Annotated in this window: 12 protein-coding genes; 9 read left to right on the top strand and 3 right to left on the bottom strand. The window is 73.8% G+C overall.

The genetic code is table 11. From position 1 onward, the window contains the following. The first annotated feature begins 113 nt into the window (after window positions 1-113). The 4 genes from HBO46_RS11830 (at window position 114) to HBO46_RS11815 (ending at window position 6,263) form a co-directional block, all read left to right on the top strand. A complete protein-coding gene (locus HBO46_RS11830) occupies window positions 114-2,369 on the top strand; it encodes a bifunctional metallophosphatase/5'-nucleotidase (RefSeq protein WP_166139289.1) in 2,256 nt (751 codons plus the stop codon). Between the two features lie 82 nt (window positions 2,370-2,451). Next, a complete protein-coding gene (locus HBO46_RS11825) occupies window positions 2,452-5,322 on the top strand; it encodes an ExeM/NucH family extracellular endonuclease (protein ID WP_166139309.1) in 2,871 nt (956 codons plus the stop codon). A 93-nt stretch (window positions 5,323-5,415) separates the two neighbouring features. After that, window positions 5,416-5,916, top strand: a complete 501-nt coding sequence (locus HBO46_RS11820; RefSeq protein ID WP_166139311.1) for a CinA family protein — start codon at window positions 5,416-5,418, stop codon at window positions 5,914-5,916. A 35-nt stretch (window positions 5,917-5,951) separates the two neighbouring features. Continuing rightward, window positions 5,952-6,263 (top strand): helix-turn-helix domain-containing protein, encoded by a 312-nt coding sequence (locus HBO46_RS11815; RefSeq protein ID WP_166139313.1) that lies wholly within the window; start codon window positions 5,952-5,954, stop codon window positions 6,261-6,263. Between the two features lie 22 nt (window positions 6,264-6,285). Here HBO46_RS11815 and HBO46_RS11810 read toward each other — a convergent pair whose 3' ends face one another. The 3 genes from HBO46_RS11810 to HBO46_RS11800 are packed head-to-tail and all read right to left on the bottom strand — an operon-like array spanning window position 6,286 to window position 12,595. Beyond that, window positions 6,286-7,113, bottom strand: coding sequence for a DNA-formamidopyrimidine glycosylase family protein (locus HBO46_RS11810; protein WP_224769014.1), 828 nt, complete (start codon window positions 7,111-7,113; stop codon window positions 6,286-6,288). Beyond that, window positions 7,097-11,719, bottom strand: a complete 4,623-nt coding sequence (locus HBO46_RS11805) for an ATP-dependent helicase (protein ID WP_166139317.1) — start codon at window positions 11,717-11,719, stop codon at window positions 7,097-7,099. The genes HBO46_RS11810 and HBO46_RS11805 overlap by 17 nt, the downstream gene beginning before the upstream one ends. Before the next feature lie 39 nt (window positions 11,720-11,758). Further along, on the bottom strand, window positions 11,759-12,595 hold the full coding sequence (locus HBO46_RS11800; protein WP_166139318.1) for an EamA family transporter: 837 nt from the start codon (window positions 12,593-12,595) through the stop codon (window positions 11,759-11,761). An 89-nt stretch (window positions 12,596-12,684) separates the two neighbouring features. On the opposite strand from HBO46_RS11800, the gene HBO46_RS11795 reads away from it, so the two are divergent. The 5 genes from HBO46_RS11795 (at window position 12,685) to recA (ending at window position 16,780) form a co-directional block, all read left to right on the top strand. Next, window positions 12,685-13,629, top strand: coding sequence for an ABC transporter ATP-binding protein (locus HBO46_RS11795; RefSeq protein WP_449866937.1), 945 nt, complete (start codon window positions 12,685-12,687; stop codon window positions 13,627-13,629). Then, complete coding sequence (locus HBO46_RS11790) at window positions 13,629-14,477, top strand: ABC transporter permease (RefSeq protein WP_166139320.1); 849 nt, start codon at window positions 13,629-13,631, stop codon at window positions 14,475-14,477. Before HBO46_RS11795 ends, HBO46_RS11790 begins: the two co-directional genes overlap by 1 nt. Next, window positions 14,474-15,280: an ABC transporter permease gene (locus HBO46_RS11785; RefSeq protein WP_224769013.1), complete on the top strand. Its 807-nt coding sequence runs from the start codon at window positions 14,474-14,476 to the stop codon at window positions 15,278-15,280. The genes HBO46_RS11790 and HBO46_RS11785 overlap by 4 nt, the downstream gene beginning before the upstream one ends. Before the next feature lie 53 nt (window positions 15,281-15,333). After that, window positions 15,334-15,528, top strand: coding sequence for a DUF3046 domain-containing protein (locus tag HBO46_RS11780; RefSeq protein WP_153323887.1), 195 nt, complete (start codon window positions 15,334-15,336; stop codon window positions 15,526-15,528). Between the two features lie 190 nt (window positions 15,529-15,718). Further along, window positions 15,719-16,780, top strand: a complete 1,062-nt coding sequence (gene recA, locus HBO46_RS11775; protein WP_449866936.1) for a recombinase RecA — start codon at window positions 15,719-15,721, stop codon at window positions 16,778-16,780. Window positions 16,781-16,789: the final 9 nt, after the last annotated feature.

Here is a 16,789-nt window from a genome sequence, read left to right as displayed (position 1 = left end):
CCGATGCACACCGGTGGCGGGGATGAACGGTGATTTCGCCTTCATCGTGACGACACCCCACGACGTCTGGACCGGGTTAGGTTGCTGTCTCCCAGCACCCAGAAAGGTTCACCGTGGCCTCATCCGCACGGTCCCGGAGCGCACGCCGCTGCCTCGGGACACTCTCGGTCCTCGCCATCTCCGCCTCGTCCCTCGCCCTCGTGGTCCCCGCGGCGCAGGCCGCCGACCCGGTCGTCGTGACCCTGCTCAACATCAACGACTTCCACGGGCGCATCGACAACAACACCACCAAGTTCGCCACGACCGTCGAGCGTCTGCGCGCCGACGCGGGGGAGGACAACACCCTCCTGCTCTCCGCCGGTGACAACATCGGCGCCTCGCTCTTCGCCTCGAGCCTGGCCCAGGACCAGCCCACGATCGACGTGCTCAACGCCCTCGATCTCGCGACCACCGCGGTCGGCAACCACGAGTTCGACCGCGGCTACGCCGACCTCAACGGCCGGGTCACCGAGGCCGCGGACTTCAGCCACCTGGGTGCCAACGTCTACATGAAGGGCACCGAGACCCCGGCGCTGGAGGAGTACGACGTCTTCGAGGTCGCCGGCGTGAGCGTCGGCGTCATCGGCGTCGTGACCGAGGAGACCCCGAGCCTGGTCACGCCGACCGGCACCGCCGGGCTCGACTTCGGCGACCCGGTGGAGGCGGTCAACCGGGTGGCGGCGGACCTGAGCGACGGCGACACGAGCAACGGCGAGGCCGACGTCATCGTGGCCGAGTACCACGAGGGTGCCGGAGCCGGGACGCCCGAGGGTGCGACCCTCGAGGCCGAGGTCGCCGCGGGCGGCGTCTTCGCCGCGATCGTGGAGGACACCAGCCCGGAGGTCGACGCGATCTTCACCGGGCACACCCACAAGCAGTACGCCTGGACCGCCCCGGTCCCGGGCGCCGATCGGACCCGCCCGGTCGTGCAGACCGGCTCCTACGGCGCCAACATCGGGCAGATCGAGCTCACCGTGGACCCCGAGACCGGTGAGGTCAGCGCGTCCACGGCCGCGAACGTCGCCCGCCTGGACACCGAGGACCTGACCCTGCCGCGGGTCGCCGAGGTGAAGGGGATCGTCGACGCCGCGCTGGCCAAGGCCGCGGAGATCGGCAACGAGCCGGTCGCCTCGATCACCGGCGACATCACCACGGCGTTCGTGAACGGCGGCCGCGACGACCGCGCCGCGGAGTCCACCCTCGGCGGACTGGTCGCCAACGCCCTGTGGGAGGGGATGTCGGACATCACCGACGTCGACCTGGGCATCACCAACCCCGGCGGCCTGCGTGCCGAGCTGCTGTTCGCCGGTGACACCGCCGCCAACCCGGCCAACACCGACGGTGTGGTCACCTTCGCCGAGGCCAACGCGGTCCTGCCGTTCAGCAACACCGTCGCCACCGTCGACCTGACCGGCGCGCAGCTCGACGAGGTGCTCGAGCAGCAGTGGCAGCGCGACGACAAGGGCGAGGTCCCCTCGCGGCCCTACCTGCAGCTCGGGCTCTCCGAGAACGTCCGGGTGACCACCGACCCGACCCGCACGGAGGGTGACCGGGTCACCTCGATCCGCATCGACGGCAAGCTCGTCGACCCGGCCGCGACGTACACCGTCTCGACCCTGTCGTTCCTCGCCGCCGGCGGCGACAACTTCCGGGCCTTCGCGAAGGGCCGGATGACCGACACCGGGCTCCTCGACGCCGATCTGTGGCGTGGCTACCTCGCCGGGCAGTCGCCGATCTCGCCCGACTTCGCCCGCCAGCAGGTCGTCGTGTCGGGCAACGGCACGGTGGTCGCCGGACGACCGGGTGCCCTGGAGGTCTCGATGCTCGACCTCACCTCGCTCGGCAGCCCCGCCAACACCACCCTGGATGTCAGCTGGACCAAGGGCACCGAGACCGTGCAGGTCGGTGACGTCGTCGTCGTCGCCGGCGCCGCCCGCGTGCCGCTCGACCTCCCGGCCCGCGCCGGCGGCGGCACGCTGACCCTCCGCGCCGAGCCCAGCGGCACCACGATCGAGGTCCCGGTCCTGCGGGCGCCGAAGTCCGCCGCCCGGCTCACCGTCACCGCGACGCCGCGCAAGGCCCTCGCGACCCGCACCCGTGTGCTGGTCAAGGTGAAGGTCACGGCCGCCGACGCCGTCACCGGCGCCGTCAAGGTCCGCGCCGGTGGCCGGGCCTACGAGGTGAAGCTCAACGCCCGCGGCCAGGGCCGGGTCCGCATCGCGCCGTTCAAGAAGGCCGGCGCCCGTCAGGTCAAGGTCGTCTACACCGGCGACGAGCTGACCACGCGGGCCACCCGGACCGTCAAGATCCAGGTCGCGCGCCGCCGCTGACCCCCTGCGTCGTCGAGGAGCCCGCCTGCGCGGCGGGCTCCTCGACGACGACGCACACCCCCCACCTCTTGGAAGGTCCGTCATGACCCCAGCCCACCCGTCCCGGGCACCCCGCACCACCCGCCGCGTGGTCGCCGTGAGCGCCGCCCTCGCGGTCGCCGTCTCCGGCCTCGCGACGTACGCCGTCAGCCCCGCCACCGCCGCTGCGCCCAGCGCCGGCCTCGTGATCACCGAGGCCTATGGCGGCGGCGGCAACGCCGGTGCCACCTACACCCACGACTTCGTCGAGCTGCACAACCCCACCGACGCACCGATCTCGGTCGATGGCCTCTCGATCCAGTACCGCAGCAGCGGCTCGTCCTCCGCCGCCTCCGGCGTCACCGCGCTGAGCGGCACCGTCGCGCCCGGCGGGCGCTACCTCGTCCAGCAGGCCAAGGGGAGCGGCGGCACCCAGCCGCTGCCCACCCCCGACGCCACCGGCACGATCGCGATGAGCGGGACGGCGTTCACGGTGTGGCTGGCCGAGGGCACCACCGCGCTGAACCCGCCCACGGGCGACGCCGTCGGCACGCCCGGGGTCATCGACCTGCTCGGCGTCAACGGCGCCACCTTCGAGACGGCCCCCGCGCCGGCGGTCTCCAACACCACGTCGGCGACCCGCACCGGCGCCGACACCGACGACAACTCCGCCGACTTCGCCCCCGCCGCCCCCACCCCGGTGGGCACCGGCGGCGCGCCGGACCCGGAGCCGGAGCCCGAGCCGGAGACCCTGGAGATCTCCGAGATCCAGGGCGAGGGCACGGCGTCCCCCGTCGTCGGGCGACCCGTCACGACCAGCGGCGTGGTCACCGCGGCGTACCCCTCGGGGCTGTTCGGCTTCTTCGTCCAGGAGGCGGGCAGCGGCGGCGCCCAGACCGCGACCCGCACCGCGTCGCAGGGCGTCTTCGTCTACTACCCCACCGGCACCGGCACCGTCTCGGTGCGACCGGGCGACCGCGTCGAGGTCACCGGCACCGTGGAGGAGTACGCCGGCGGGACCCAGATCCGCATCGCCGACGCGGCCACCGACGTGACCGTCACCGGCAACGGTGCGGAGCTCGCGCCCGTCACCGGCGACTGGCCGGCGACGGACGCGGCCAAGGAGGCCCTCGAGGGCATGCTGGTGCTGCCCGAGGGCCGCTTCACGGTCTCCGACACCTACTCGACCAACCGCTACGGCGAGGTCGGCCTGGCCCGCGGCACCACCCCGCTGATCCAGCCGACACAGGTCGCGGACGCCCAGGACGCCGCGGCGATCGCCGCGGTGGTCGCGGACAACGCCGCCCGCGCGATCGTGCTCGACGACGGCTCGTCGACGGACTTCACCCGGTCGTCGGCGCTGAGCCCGGCGTACGTGTCGGCCCAGGAGCCCGTGCGCGTCGGGGCGGCCACCGCCTTCACGGCGCCGGTGATCCTGACCCAGGGCGGATCGCCGTCCGCCCCGACGTACCGCCTCCAGCCGACGGCGCCGGTCGGACCGGGCGTGGCCGGGTCCCCGGCGACGTTCGAGAACACCCGCACCGCGGCCCCGGACGAGCGGCTCCTCGCCGCGGACGGCACGCCGGACGTCAAGGTCGCGGCGTTCAACGTGCTCAACTACTTCACCACCCTCGGGGACGCCAACGACGACAACGTCGGCGACGGCGCGCCGCCGTGCCAGGCCTACCTGGACCGCGAGGGTGACGGCAACAACGTCAGCGGCGGCTGCGCGCAGCGCGGCGCCTGGGACCCGGCCGACCTCGCGCGGCAGCAGGAGAAGATCGTCGCCGCGATCAACGCCCTCGATGCCGACGTCGTCGGGCTGATGGAGATCGAGAACTCCGCGGTGCTCGGCGAGGAGCCCGACGAGGCGACCCGCACCCTCGTGGCGGCGCTCAACGCCGCGCTCGGCAAGGAGGTCTGGGCGGCGAACCCGTCGTCGACGGACCTGCCCGCGCTGACCGAGCAGGACGTGATCACCAACGCCGTGATCTACCGCACCGACACGGTCGTCCGGGTGGGCGCCTCGCGGGCGCTCGGGGAGCTCAGCGGCGACGACGAGGCGTTCAGCAACGCCCGCGAGCCGCTGGCCCAGGCCTTCCGGCCGCGCGCCGGCGGCACGCCGGTGCTCGTGGTCGTGAACCACTTCAAGTCGAAGGGCTCGGGCGTCGACGACGGCACCGGGCAGGGCTCGGCCAACCCGGACCGCATCGCGCAGGCCGAGGCGCTCGCCGCCTGGGTCCCGACGGTGCAGACCGCGGTGGGCGTCGAGGCCACGCTGCTGCTGGGCGACTTCAACTCCTACGCCCAGGAGGACCCGCTCCAGGTGCTGTACGCCGCGGGCTGGACCAACCTCGAGGCCGCGTCGGGCAACGAGGAGTACTCCTACTCCTACTCCGGCCAGGCCGGCTCGCTGGACCACGTGCTCGCCAACGACGCCGCGGTCGCTCGCCACACCGGGGTCGACGTGTGGAACATCAACGCGCCGGAGTCGATCGCGTTCGAGTACAGCCGGTTCAACATCCACGGGACCGACTTCCACGAGGCCTCGCCGTTCCGCTCCTCCGACCACGACCCGGTGATCGTGGGCCTCGACCTCGTCGCCGACCGGGCGCCGAAGGTGACGCCGCGGCTCAAGGTCACCCACACCCCGGGCAAGCCGGTCGCCGGCCGCTCGGTCGTGCGGCTGCAGGTGCGGGTGCGCACCGGCGCGGTCTCGGCGAAGGGTCGGATCACGGTCCGCGCCCAGGGCCGCAAGATCTCGGCCAAGGTGACCCGCGACGGCGTCGCGACCGCCCGGCTGGGTCGGCTGCGCGCCGGCAACAAGGTGCGGGTGGTCGTCAACTACTCGGGCAACGACGGGGTGCGCGCCGCCCGCGTCGTGCACACGGTGAAGGTCCGGACCGCTCCGCGGTCGAAGGGCGGACGTCGCTGACCGAGGGCACCTGACGCTCCGTCCGGGGCCGGCTCGCGGGGAGACCCGCGGGCCGGCCCCGTTGCGGTGGGGTGGCCTGCCTACGATGCGGGCATGGCTCGGGATCAGATCACTCTGTCGCAGAAGGTCCACCTGTGGCTGCGCGCGGGCGGGCACACCGTCGCGACCGCGGAGTCCCTGACCGGCGGGCAGCTCGCCGTCCGGTTCACCGAGACCCCGGGTGCCTCCGAGACCTACCTCGGCGGGGTGGTCACCTACGCCACGGCGCTCAAGCAGTCGCTGCTCGACGTCGACGACGCGATCGTCGAGAAGCACGGTGTGGTCTCGGCCGAGTGCGCCCGCGCGATGGCCTCGGGAGTCAGGGCGCTCACCGGCGCGTCGTACGGCGTGGCCACCACGGGCGTCGCCGGCCCGAGCGAGCAGGAGGGCAAGGCCCCCGGCACGGTATTCGTCGGGATCGCCGGCCCGGGCGTCGTGGAGGCCGTCGCGCTGGAGGTCCCCGGCGACCGCGCCGAGGTCACCGAGCGCACCTGTGACGAGGCATTGTCGGCGCTCGCTGACATCCTCGCCAGGGAAGAAGAGGGGCTCGGGTAGCGTTGGGCCTCACAGCAACGGAAAGGGGATCCCACATGGTGCTGTTTCGACGGCTCCTCGGCGACGTGCTCCGCGATCAGCGGATGCAGCGTGGGATGACCCTGCGCGAGGTCTCCGCCGAGGCCAGGGTCAGTCTCGGCTACATCTCCGAGATCGAGCGCGGCCAGAAGGAGGCGTCCTCGGAGCTGCTGGCCTCCCTGTGCACCGCGCTGGAGGTACCGCTCTCCGCGGTGCTCCGCGAGGTCTCCGACGCCGTGGCGCTCGAGGAAGCGGCCGTGGCTGCGACCCGCATCCCGGTCCCGACCCGCGTCGCCCCGCACGGCGACGTCGTCGCCTCCGCCGCCTGACGCCGGGCTGCCCCGCCTGCCCTCAGTCGCCGGGAGGCTCCGGCTGGCAGTGCGGACACCAGTACGTCGCGCGCTCGCGCCCGGGCGTCCCGCTCATGGCGACCGCGATCGGCGTGCCACACCGGCGGCACGGCGAGCGGTCGCGGCGGTAGACCCACATCCGCTCGCGCTCGGCGAGGCGGCCGGTGGTTGACTGCACCGCGCGCTCCTTGTTGAGGTCCAGCATCTGGCGGGCGCGCCGCACCAGTCGCGGCAGGGCGCCGACCGCGCCCACGGGCGTGAGCGGGTGCACCCCGGAGACGAAGCACAGCTCGGCGGCGTACATGTTGCCGAGGCCGGCGAGGTTGCGCTGGTCCAGCAGCGCGGTGACCAGCGGCTGGTCGGGGTCCGCACCCAGCCGACGCAGCGCCTCGTCCTCGTCCCAGTCCGGGCCGAGCAGGTCGGGGCCGAGGTGCCCGACGACGTCCTGCTCGCGGGCGGTCTCCAGCAGGTCGACCACGCCGAGGGAGAACCCGACAGCCACGGTGCGCTCGGTGCGCAGGACCACGCGCGCCTGGTGGGCGGGCCGGCGCCACGGCTGACCGGGGGAGTAGATCCGCCAGGCGCCCTCCATCTTCAGGTGGGTGTGCAGCGTCCACCGCTCGCCGGGACCGGGGCCGCGCATCCGGGTGAGCAGGTGCTTGCCGCGCGAGACGGTCTCCAGCACCTCGGCGCCGGCGAGGTCCGCGGTCGCGTGCCGCGGCACCCGCAGGTCGCTCGCGGTCAGCACCTGCCCGCTCAGGGAGCGGTCCAGCAGCCGTGCGGCGCGGAAGACGGTGTCGCCCTCGGGCACCTCAGCGACCTCCGGCACGGGAGTCCAGGCGCAGCCCGCGCGGGGTCGCGACGAAGCCCGCCGCCTGGAGCGCCTCGCGCAGCGGCGTGGGCCCCGAGCCCAGCAGCTGGGTGCCGTCGGCCTTCTCGACCGTGAGCCGGCCGAGCGCGCCCCGCTGGGCTGCCGCGGCCAGTGCCTGCGCCGCCGGGCCCAGGTCGTCGGGGTCCTCGCTCCAGGTGAGCAGGGTGCGCCCGCCGCGCTCGACGTAGAGGACCAGGCGCCCGGCGACGGTGACGACGAGCGCGCCGGCCTTGCGGCCGGGCCGGTGGCCGCGCTCGGTCGCGGACTCGGGGGCGTCGGGCCAGCCCAGCGCCGCGCCGTACGGGTTGGCGGGGTCGGTGGCGGCCAGCGCGAGGGCGGCGCGAGCGGTGGCCGCGGAGGCCTCGTCGGGTGCCGCGAACGTGCGCAGCCGGTCGACGGCGCCGGCGGTGCCGAACTGGGCGGCGCCCAGGCCCTCGACGAAGTACCCGCGGCGGCAGCGCCCGGAGTCCTCGAACGCCGAGAGCACCTTGTAGGCCGCGGCGAAGCCGCCCGGCAGCCGCTCGGCCACCACGGCGCCGCGGATCACCACGCCGTGGCGCTCGAGCAGCGCCTCGGCGGCTGCGTGGGCACGGCGGGTCGGGTCGTCGTCGAGCTCGGGCAGCAGCGCCCAGCGGCCGGCGGTCTGCGGGGGACCGGTGCGGCTCGGCATCCGGGCCCGACCGCCGGTGGTGCTGGCCATCCGCAGCCGCGGCGGCGGACGGCGGGTGCGGTGGGCGGGGGTGCCGCCGCGCACGAGCGCCCGCAGCGGGGTCAGCGTGTCGTTGCTGATGCGGCCGGCCCAGACCAGGTCCCACAGCGCCGCGCTGAGAGCGGCATCGTCGGTGGAGCCCACCGCGTCGGAGAGCTGGCGGAAGAACCAGGCACCGCCGGGGGCGAGCGCGTCGAGCACCGCCTGGTGCAGCTCGGCGTGCTCGAACGGCGTGGGGTCGGGCAGCGTGAGGTGCGCCCGGTCGGCGAGGTGGAGGGAGACCCAGCCGTCGGAGCCGGGCAGCGCGCCGTGCCCGGCCCACAACACCTCGCCCGAGGCGGTCAGCTCGTCGAGGAAGGCGGGCTCGTAGTCGCGCACCCGGGAGGCGAGCACGAGCGGCTCCAGGGCGCTGGCGGGGACGGCGCACCCGGCGAGCTGGTCGAGCACGGCGAGCACCCCGTCGACCCCGCGCAGGCCGCCGCGGCCGGTGCCGGCGGCGCTGACGTGCTGCCAGGCGGGCAGGAACCGGGCCAGCGCGGCTGGCTCGACCGGCTCCACCTCTTGGCGCAGCCGGGCCAGCGAGCGGCGGCGCAGCCGGCGCAGCACCTCGGCGTCGCACCACTCCTGACCCGTGCCGGAGGGCCGGAACTCCCCGTCGAGCACCCGGCCCTGGGCGGCGAGACGCTGGAGGGTGTGGCGCACCACGGCCGTGCCGAGGCCGAGGCGGGAGGCGACCTGCTCGGTGGTGAACGGGCCGTGGGTGCGGGCGTGCCGCGAGACCAGGTCGGCGAGCGGGTCCTCCACCGGGTCGGTGAACGCGTCGGGGGTGCCCGGGGGCACCGGGACCCCGAGGCCGTCGCGCAGCCGCGCGACGTCCTCGATGACGCTCCAGCGCTCCTCGCCCGCGACCCGGACGGCCACGACGCGGCGCGCCGCCGCCAGCGCCGCCAGCCAGGCCTCGACGTCGGCGCCCTCGACGCAGCGGGCCGCGGCCTCGGCGCCGGTGAGCGGGCCGAGCCCGCGCAGCAGGTCGACGAGGCCCTCGGCGTCGCGGGCGCGCCGGTCGGGGGCGAGGCGCTGGAGCTCGGCCTCGACCTCGGCGAGGACGTCGGGGTCGAGCAGCTCGCGCAGCTCGGCGCGCCCCAGCAGCTCGGCGAGCAGCCCCTGGTCGAGGGAGAGGGCGGCCGCGCGGCGCTCGGCGATGGGGGAGTCGCCCTCGTACATGAACTGTGCGACGTAGCCGAAGAGCAGCGTGCGCGCGAACGGCGACGGTGCGTGCGTCGCGACGTCGACGACCTGGGTCTCGCGGCGCTCGACGCCGCGCATCAGCGCGACCAGCGAGGGTAGGTCGTAGACGTCCTGGAGGCACTCGCGCACGGCTTCGAGGACGATGGGGAACGAGGGGTACTTGACCGCGACCTCGAGCAGCGACGCGGCGCGCTGGCGCTGCTGCCACAGCGGTGAACGCCGACCCGGGTCGCGGCGGGGCAGCAGCAGGGCCCGGGCGGCGCACTCGCGGAAGCGGGCAGCGAACAGCGCGGAGCCGCCGACCTCGGTGGTCACCAGGTCCTCGATCTCGCCGGGGTCGAAGACGACGATCTCGCCGCCGGGCGGCTCCGCATCGGTGTCGGGGATCCGGATCACGATGCCGTCGTCGGAGGCCATCGCCTGTCCGTCGGTGCCGTAGCGCTCGCGCAGCCGGGCGTTGATCGCCAGCGCCCACGGCGCGTGCACGGGGGTGCCGTACGGTGAGTGGACGACCAGGCGCCAGTCCCCGAGCTCGTCGCGGAAGCGCTCCACCAGCAGGGTGCGGTCGCTGGGCAGGGCGTTGGTGGCCTCGAGCTGCTCGTGGAGGTAGGTCACCAGGTTGTCGGCGGCCCACTCGTCGAGGCCCTGGGAGCGCGCGTGCGCCCGGGCGGTCTCGGGGAGCTGCGCACCCAGCTCGCGGGTGAAGGCGCCGATCGCCGCACCGAGCTCGGCGGGCCGGCCCAAAGAGTCGCCCTTCCAGAACGGCAGCCGGCCGGGGATCCCGGGTGCGGGGGTGACCAGGACCCGGTCGTGGGTGATGTCCTCGATGCGCCAGCTGGTGGCCCCGAGGGCGAAGACGTCGCCGACCCGGGACTCATAGACCATCTCCTCATCGAGCTCGCCGACGCGCCGGCCGGGCCCTTCGCCGCCGACCAGGAACACGCCGAACAGGCCGCGGTCGGGGATGGTGCCGCCGCTGGTGACCGCGAGCCGCTGGGCGCCCGGGCGCCCGGTGAGGGTGCCGGTGACCCGGTCCCAGACGATCCGCGGGCGCAGCTCGGCGAACTCATCCGAGGGGTAGCGCCCGGCGAGCAGGTCGAGCACCGCGTCGTACGCCGAACGCGGCAGCCGGGTGAACGGCGCGCTGCGCCGCACCAGGTCGTAGAGGTCGTCGGCCGACCACGGCTCGAGCGCGGTGGTGGCCACCACCTGCTGCGCCAGCACGTCGAGGGGGTTGGCGGGCACCCGCAGGGACTCGATCGCGCCGGTGCGCATGCGCTCGACGGCGACCGCGGTCTGGGCGAGGTCGCCGCGGTGCTTGGGGAACAGCACGCCGCGCGAGACCTCGCCGACCTGGTGCCCGGCACGACCCACCCGCTGCAGCGCGCTGGCCACCGATGGCGGCGACTCGATCTGGACCACGAGGTCGACGGCGCCCATGTCGATGCCGAGCTCGAGGCTGCTGGTGGCGACGACCGCGGGCAGCCGGCCGCGCTTGAGGTCGTCCTCGATCAGCGCGCGCTGCTCCTTCGACACCGAGCCGTGGTGGGCCTTGGCGATCACGACGCTGCTCGCCTCCGGTTCCGCCGGCGCGGTCACCGTCGAGCCGGCCTGCGCCATCACCTGGGCCGGGACCCGGGCGGGGGAGAGACCGGTCGCCCGGGCCGTGGCGATCTCGTTGAGCCGGGCGGTGAGCCGCTCGGCGAGGCGACGGGAGTTGGCGAAGACGATGGTGGAGCGGTGCTGGGCGATCAGGTCGGCGACCCGCTCCTCGACGTGCGGCCAGATCGACTGGGCGCGCTGCGGGTCCCCGTCGCCGTCGGGGTCGACCTCCTCGGGCGCGGTCATGTCCTCGACCGGGACGACGACGCGCAGGTCCCACTCCTTCTTCGCCGGCGGGGCGACGATCTCGACCGGCGCGGTGCCGCCGAGGAACCGGGCGACCTCCTCGAGCGGCCGGACGGTCGCGGACAGCCCGATGCGCTGCGCGGGCCGGGCGAGGAGGGCGTCGAGGCGCTCCAGGGTGATCGCCAGGTGGGCGCCGCGCTTGGTGCCGGCCACGGCGTGCACCTCGTCGAGGATCACCGTCTCGACCCCGCGCAGCGACTCACGCGCCTGCGAGGTCAGCATCAGGAACAGCGACTCCGGGGTGGTGATCATGATGTCCGGCGGGGAGGTGACCAGCTTGCGGCGCTCGGCGGCCGGCGTGTCGCCCGAGCGCACCCCGACCCGCACCGGCGTCACCGGGGTGCCGAGGCGCTCGGCGGTGTGGCGGATCCCGGCGAGCGGCGCGCGCAGGTTGCGCTCGACGTCGACCGCGAGCGCCTTGAGCGGGGAGATGTAGAGGACTCGGCACCGGTGCTGCTTCTCCACGGGCGGTTCGGTGTGCAGCAGCCGGTCCAGCGACCACAGGAACGCACTCAGCGTCTTGCCGCTGCCGGTCGGCGCGACCACCAGGGCGTGCCGGCCCGCCGCGATCGCCTCCCAGGCGGCGACCTGGACCGGGGTCGGCTCGGCGAACGCGGCCTCGAACCAGGTGCGCGTGGCCGGGCGGAACCGGGCCAGCGCGGTCTCCGCAGACCCGTCGGGGGTGGGTGTCGCTGCCACGGCGCCATCTTGCCCCACACCACCGACAGCGGCTCCGCCTCAGAGCACGACGAGGGCCACGCCGGCGGCCACGGCGACCGCGCCGCCCAGCCGGGCGGGGGTCAGCCGCTCGCGGCCGGTGAGCGCGAGCAGCAGCACGACCATCACCACGCTCGTCTCGCGCACCGCCGCGACCGGGGCGGCCGGTGCGTCGGTCAGCGCCAGCAGCACCAGGCCGTAGGCCCCGAGGATGCCGAAGCCCGCCACCAGCGTGCGCCACGCGTCGGGGCCGCGCAGCGTGGCGCCCACGAGCGGGCCGACGCCGGTGCGGGTGGCGATCGCGCCCGCCTGCACCAGCGCGGTCGTGCCCAGCACCACCACGAGCAGGGCGAGCGGCGAGGCGTGCTCGAGGGCGACGCTGTCGATGAGGGTGTACGCCGCGATGCACGCGCCGACGCCCACGGCCAGCACCACGTGGCGCACCCGGACGCCGCGCCGCGGCCCGCCGACCAGCAGCACCCCGGCGACCACGAGGGCGACCCCCGCCGCGGCGTACCACGCGACGGCCTGGCCGAGCGCGACCCAGCCGACGAGGAGCACCAGCACCGGCGCGCTGCCCCGGGCGACCGGGTAGACCACCCCCAGCGGCGCCACCCGGTACGCCGTGGAGAGGGCGACGAAGTAGGCCAGCTCGCACGCCACCGAGGCCGCGGCCAGCGGCCACACCTCGGGCTCCCACCGCAGCCCGACCAGCGCGAGCGGCGCCGCCACGAGGCACGCCACGATCATCCCGACGGCCGAGCGGGCCGCGGGGTTGGCGGACCCGGCCAGCACCTGGTTCCAGACCGCGTGCACGAGCGCGGCGGTGAGCGCGAGGGCGAGCGCGGTGGGGGTCATCGCTCGCATTCTGGCGGTCCCGGCCCGCAGCGGGGGCGGGACGGGACAGGAGGAGCCATGTGGGGGAGGTCACGCCTACAGTGCTGATCGTGTCCGAGACCGACGTGATGATCCGTGCCCGAGGCCTGCGCAAGTCCTTCGGCGACTTCGAGGCGGTGCGCGGCGTGGACGTCGACGTGCGCCGGGGCGAGGCGTTCGGCTTCCTCGGCCCCAACGGCGCCGGGAAGTCCTCCACGATGCGGATGATCGCCGCGGTGTCGCCGGTGACCGGGGGAGAGCTGCGCATCCTCGGCCTCGACCCCGCCACCCATGGCCCGGCGATCCGCGCCCGCCTCGGGGTCTGTCCGCAGGAGGACACCCTCGACACCGAGCTCAACGTGCGCGAGAACCTCTACATCTACGGCCGCTACTTCGGGTTGCCCAAGGCCGAGGTGCGCGACCGGGTCGAGGAGCTGCTCGAGTTCGTGCAGCTCACCGACAAGGCCGACGCGCTCGTCGAGGACCTGTCCGGCGGCATGAAGCGCCGCCTCACCATCGCGCGCTCGCTGGTCAACAGCCCGGACCTGCTGCTGCTCGACGAGCCGACCACCGGCCTGGACCCGCAGGCCCGCCACGCGCTGTGGGACCGGCTCTTCCGGCTCAAGCAGGCGGGGGTGACGCTGGTGATCACCACGCACTACATGGACGAGGCCGAGCAGCTGTGCGACCGGCTGGTGGTGATGGACAAGGGCGTGGTCGTCGCCGAGGACTCCCCGCTCGCGCTGATCCGGGCCCACTCCACGCGCGAGGTCGCCGAGCTGCGCTTCGGCGTCGCGGAGGCGGGCGCGACCCACGACGCGCTGGCCGAGAAGGTCGCCGACCTCGGCGAGCGCGTCGAGGTGCTCCCGGACCGGCTGCTGGTCTACAGCGAGGACGGCGAGGAGGTGGTCGCCAAGGTCCACGAGCGCGGCCTGCGCCCGGTCGCCACGCTGGTGCGCCGCTCCAGCCTCGAGGACGTCTTCCTGCGGCTCACCGGCCGCACCCTGGTGGACTGATGAGCGCCCCCGGCACCGACCTGCCCGGCACCGCGGACACCGCGGTCGCCCCAGCGGGCGGTGGACTCACCCTCGCCGACGGCGTACGCCGCCAGGTCGACTACTGGCTGGTCGTGGTCCGCCGCACCTGGAAGGGCTCGGTCGTCTCCTCCTTCCTCTCCCCGCTGCTCTACGTCGTGGCGATGGGCGTCGTGCTCGGCGGCTTCATCCAGGGCGACCCCGACACCCTCGAGGGCGCGGACTCCTACCTCGCCTTCGTCGTGCCCGGCCTGATCGCCGCCCACGCGATGCAGACGGCGGTCAGCGAGACCACCTATCCGGTGATGGGCATGATCAAGTGGCAGAAGGTCTACGACTCGATGCTCGCCACCCCGCTGCAGGTCCACCACGTGGTGGCCGCGCATCTCGGCTTCGTCGCGGTGCGCCTGGCCACCACCTGCGCGGTCTACAACCTCGTGATGGCGCCGTTCGGGGTGTTCGCGACCTGGTGGGGCGCGGTCCTGGCGTTCCTCGCCCAGGTGCTGGTCGGCATGTGCTTCGCGACGCTGGTCTACGGCGTGAGCGCGCGGCTGCGCTCCGAGGAGGGCTTCGGAGTGATGTTCCGGCTCGGCGTCTTCCCGCTGTTCCTGTTCTCCGGCGCGTTCTTCCCGGTCGCCAACCTCGGCGAGGTCGGCGCGTGGGTGGCCCGGCTGACCCCGCTGTGGCAGGGCGTGAGCCTGTCGCGCATGTTCGCCCTCGACCACGTGACCTGGTGGCTGGCGGCGCTCAACGCGCTGGTGCTGGTCGTGCTGTGCGTGCTGGGCTGGTTCTGGTCGGTATCCGGCCTGCGCCGACGGATGGTCTCGTGACCACCCGCGGCGGGGCGCGTCCCGGGCCCGCACCGCTCGGCGCGGTGCAGGCCGTCGGGTTGCTGGTCCTGCGCAACTACCTGACCTACAAGAAGGCCTGGAAGCTCTACCTCACCGGCTTCCTCGAGCCGTTCCTCTACCTGCTCTCCATCGGCATCGGCGTGGGCCAGCTGATCGACACCTTCGAGTTCAACGGCGAGCCGATCCCGTACGCCGAGTTCGTCGCGCCGGCGATGCTCGCCGCCTCGGCGATGAACGGTGCGCTGATGGACTCGACGTTCAACGTGTTCTTCAAGCTGCGCTACCAGAAGCTCTACGACCAGATGCTGGCCACGCCGCTGACCACCGCCGACGTGGCGCGCGGCGAGATCGCCTGGGGCCAGCTGCGCGGGGCCAGCTACTCCGCGGCGTTCCTCCTCGTGATGGCGGGCATGGGGCTGGTGCACTCGTGGTGGGCGCTGCTGGCGCTGCCGGCCGCGCTGCTGATCGGCTTCGCCTTCAGCGCGGTGTGCATGGCGTTCACGACCTACCTGACCTCCTGGCAGGACTTCGAGAAGATCACCCTGGTGCAGCTGCCGCTGTTCTTGTTCTCCGCGACCTTCTTCCCGATCACCGCGCTCGACCCGTGGGCCCGCTGGCTCGTCGAGGTCACCCCGCTCTACCGCGGGGTCGTGCTCTGCCGCGAGCTGGTCACCGGCTCCGTGACCTCCGCCTCCGCGATCTCGGTCGTCTACCTGCTGGTGATGGGCGTGGCCGGGCTCCTCGTCGTACGCCGCCGCCTGGACCGGCTGCTCCTGCCCTGATCCGGCCACCCGGGGCTGGGGGAGGTCCCGGGGCCTGTTCTACGGTGTGGCCCATGAGGCACACGGAGTTCTGGGCACGCATGGAGCAGGCCCTGGGAGCCGGGTACTGCCGGGTGTGGGCCGACCAGTTCGTGATGGCCGAGCTCGGCGGACGCACGGCCAGCGAGGCGCTCGCCGCCGGCGAGTCGCCCAAGCAGGTGTGGGCAGCGGTGTGGCAGGCGCTCGAGCTCCCCGCCCGCGAGCGCTGAGCGTCACACCCGTCTGACGACGGCGCGCGCGACACGCGGCGCGCCGAGGCCATGTCGAACAGATGTTCGGGCTATGGTGTGTGCACAGGTACGACGCCGGGCGAGGTCGTCCACAGTCGCGACGAGCTGATCAGGCTTTGTCGGTGGCTCGCTCTAGCGTCGCAGACGTACCTGACACACCGACGAACAGATGGGGATTGACATGGCTGGTGGAGACCGCGAGAAGGCCTTGGATGCCGCGCTCGCCAATATCGAGAAGTCCTTCGGCAAGGGCTCGGTCATGCGCCTGGGCGATGAGACGCGCGCGCCGCTCGAGGTGATCCCCACCGGGTCGATCGCCCTCGACGTCGCCCTCGGCCTCGGTGGCCTGCCGCGTGGCCGCGTGGTCGAGATCTACGGCCCGGAGTCGTCGGGTAAGACCACCGTCGCGCTGCACGCCGTGGCCAGCGCCCAGGCCGCGGGCGGGATCGTCGCCTTCATCGACGCCGAGCACGCCCTCGACCCCGACTACGCCAAGGCGCTCGGTGTCGACACCGACGCGCTGCTGGTCTCCCAGCCCGACTCCGGTGAGCAGGCCCTGGAGATCGCCGACATGCTGGTCCGCTCGGGCGCGCTCTCCCTCATCGTCATCGACTCGGTGGCCGCGCTCGTGCCGCGCGCCGAGATCGAGGGCGAGATGGGTGACAGCCACGTCGGTCTGCAGGCGCGCCTGATGTCCCAGGCGCTGCGCAAGATGACCGGTGCGCTCAACAACTCCGGCACCACCGCCATCTTCATCAACCAGCTGCGCGAGAAGATCGGCGTGATGTTCGGTTCGCCCGAGACCACCACCGGTGGTCGCGCGCTGAAGTTCTACTCCTCGGTGCGCCTCGACGTGCGCCGCATCGAGACGCTGAAGAACGGCACCGACATGGTCGGCAACCGCACCCGCGTCAAGGTGGTCAAGAACAAGGTCGCCCCGCCGTTCAAGCAGGCCGAGTTCGACATCATGTACGGCAAGGGCATCAGCCGCGAGGGCGGCCTCATCGACGTCGGCGTCGAGGCGGGCCTGGTCCGCAAGGCCGGCGCCTGGTACACCTACGACGGCGACCAGCTCGGCCAGGGCAAGGAGAACTCCCGCAAGTTCCTCCAGGACAACCCCGACCTGGCCAACGAGCTCGAGAAGCGCATCCTCGAGAAGCTCGGCGTGATCCCGAGCGTCGAGACCGACGCCGTCGCGACGGCCGAGCCGATCGGCGTCGACGACTTCTGAGGGAGCTCC

The organism is Nocardioides ochotonae, assembly GCF_011420305.2.
Lineage (GTDB): Bacteria > Actinomycetota > Actinomycetes > Propionibacteriales > Nocardioidaceae > Nocardioides > Nocardioides ochotonae.
Note: the sequence above shows the minus strand (reverse complement) of the source record. Positions and strands in the feature narration are given on the sequence as shown.

Bases quoted from the DNA above. Each gene is read 5' to 3' on its own strand.
- recA (WP_449866936.1), top strand. From the start codon at position 15,719: ATGGGGATTGACATGGCTGGTGGAGACCGCGAGAAGGCCTTGGATGCC.
- HBO46_RS11780 (WP_153323887.1), top strand. From the start codon at position 15,334: ATGAGGCACACGGAGTTCTGGGCACGCATGGAGCAGGCCCTGGGAGCC.
- HBO46_RS11820 (WP_166139311.1), top strand. From the start codon at position 5,416: ATGGCTCGGGATCAGATCACTCTGTCGCAGAAGGTCCACCTGTGGCTG.
- HBO46_RS11800 (WP_166139318.1), bottom strand. From the start codon at position 12,595: ATGACCCCCACCGCGCTCGCCCTCGCGCTCACCGCCGCGCTCGTGCAC.
- HBO46_RS11815 (WP_166139313.1), top strand. From the start codon at position 5,952: ATGGTGCTGTTTCGACGGCTCCTCGGCGACGTGCTCCGCGATCAGCGG.
- HBO46_RS11790 (WP_166139320.1), top strand. From the start codon at position 13,629: ATGAGCGCCCCCGGCACCGACCTGCCCGGCACCGCGGACACCGCGGTC.
- HBO46_RS11825 (WP_166139309.1), top strand. From the start codon at position 2,452: ATGACCCCAGCCCACCCGTCCCGGGCACCCCGCACCACCCGCCGCGTG.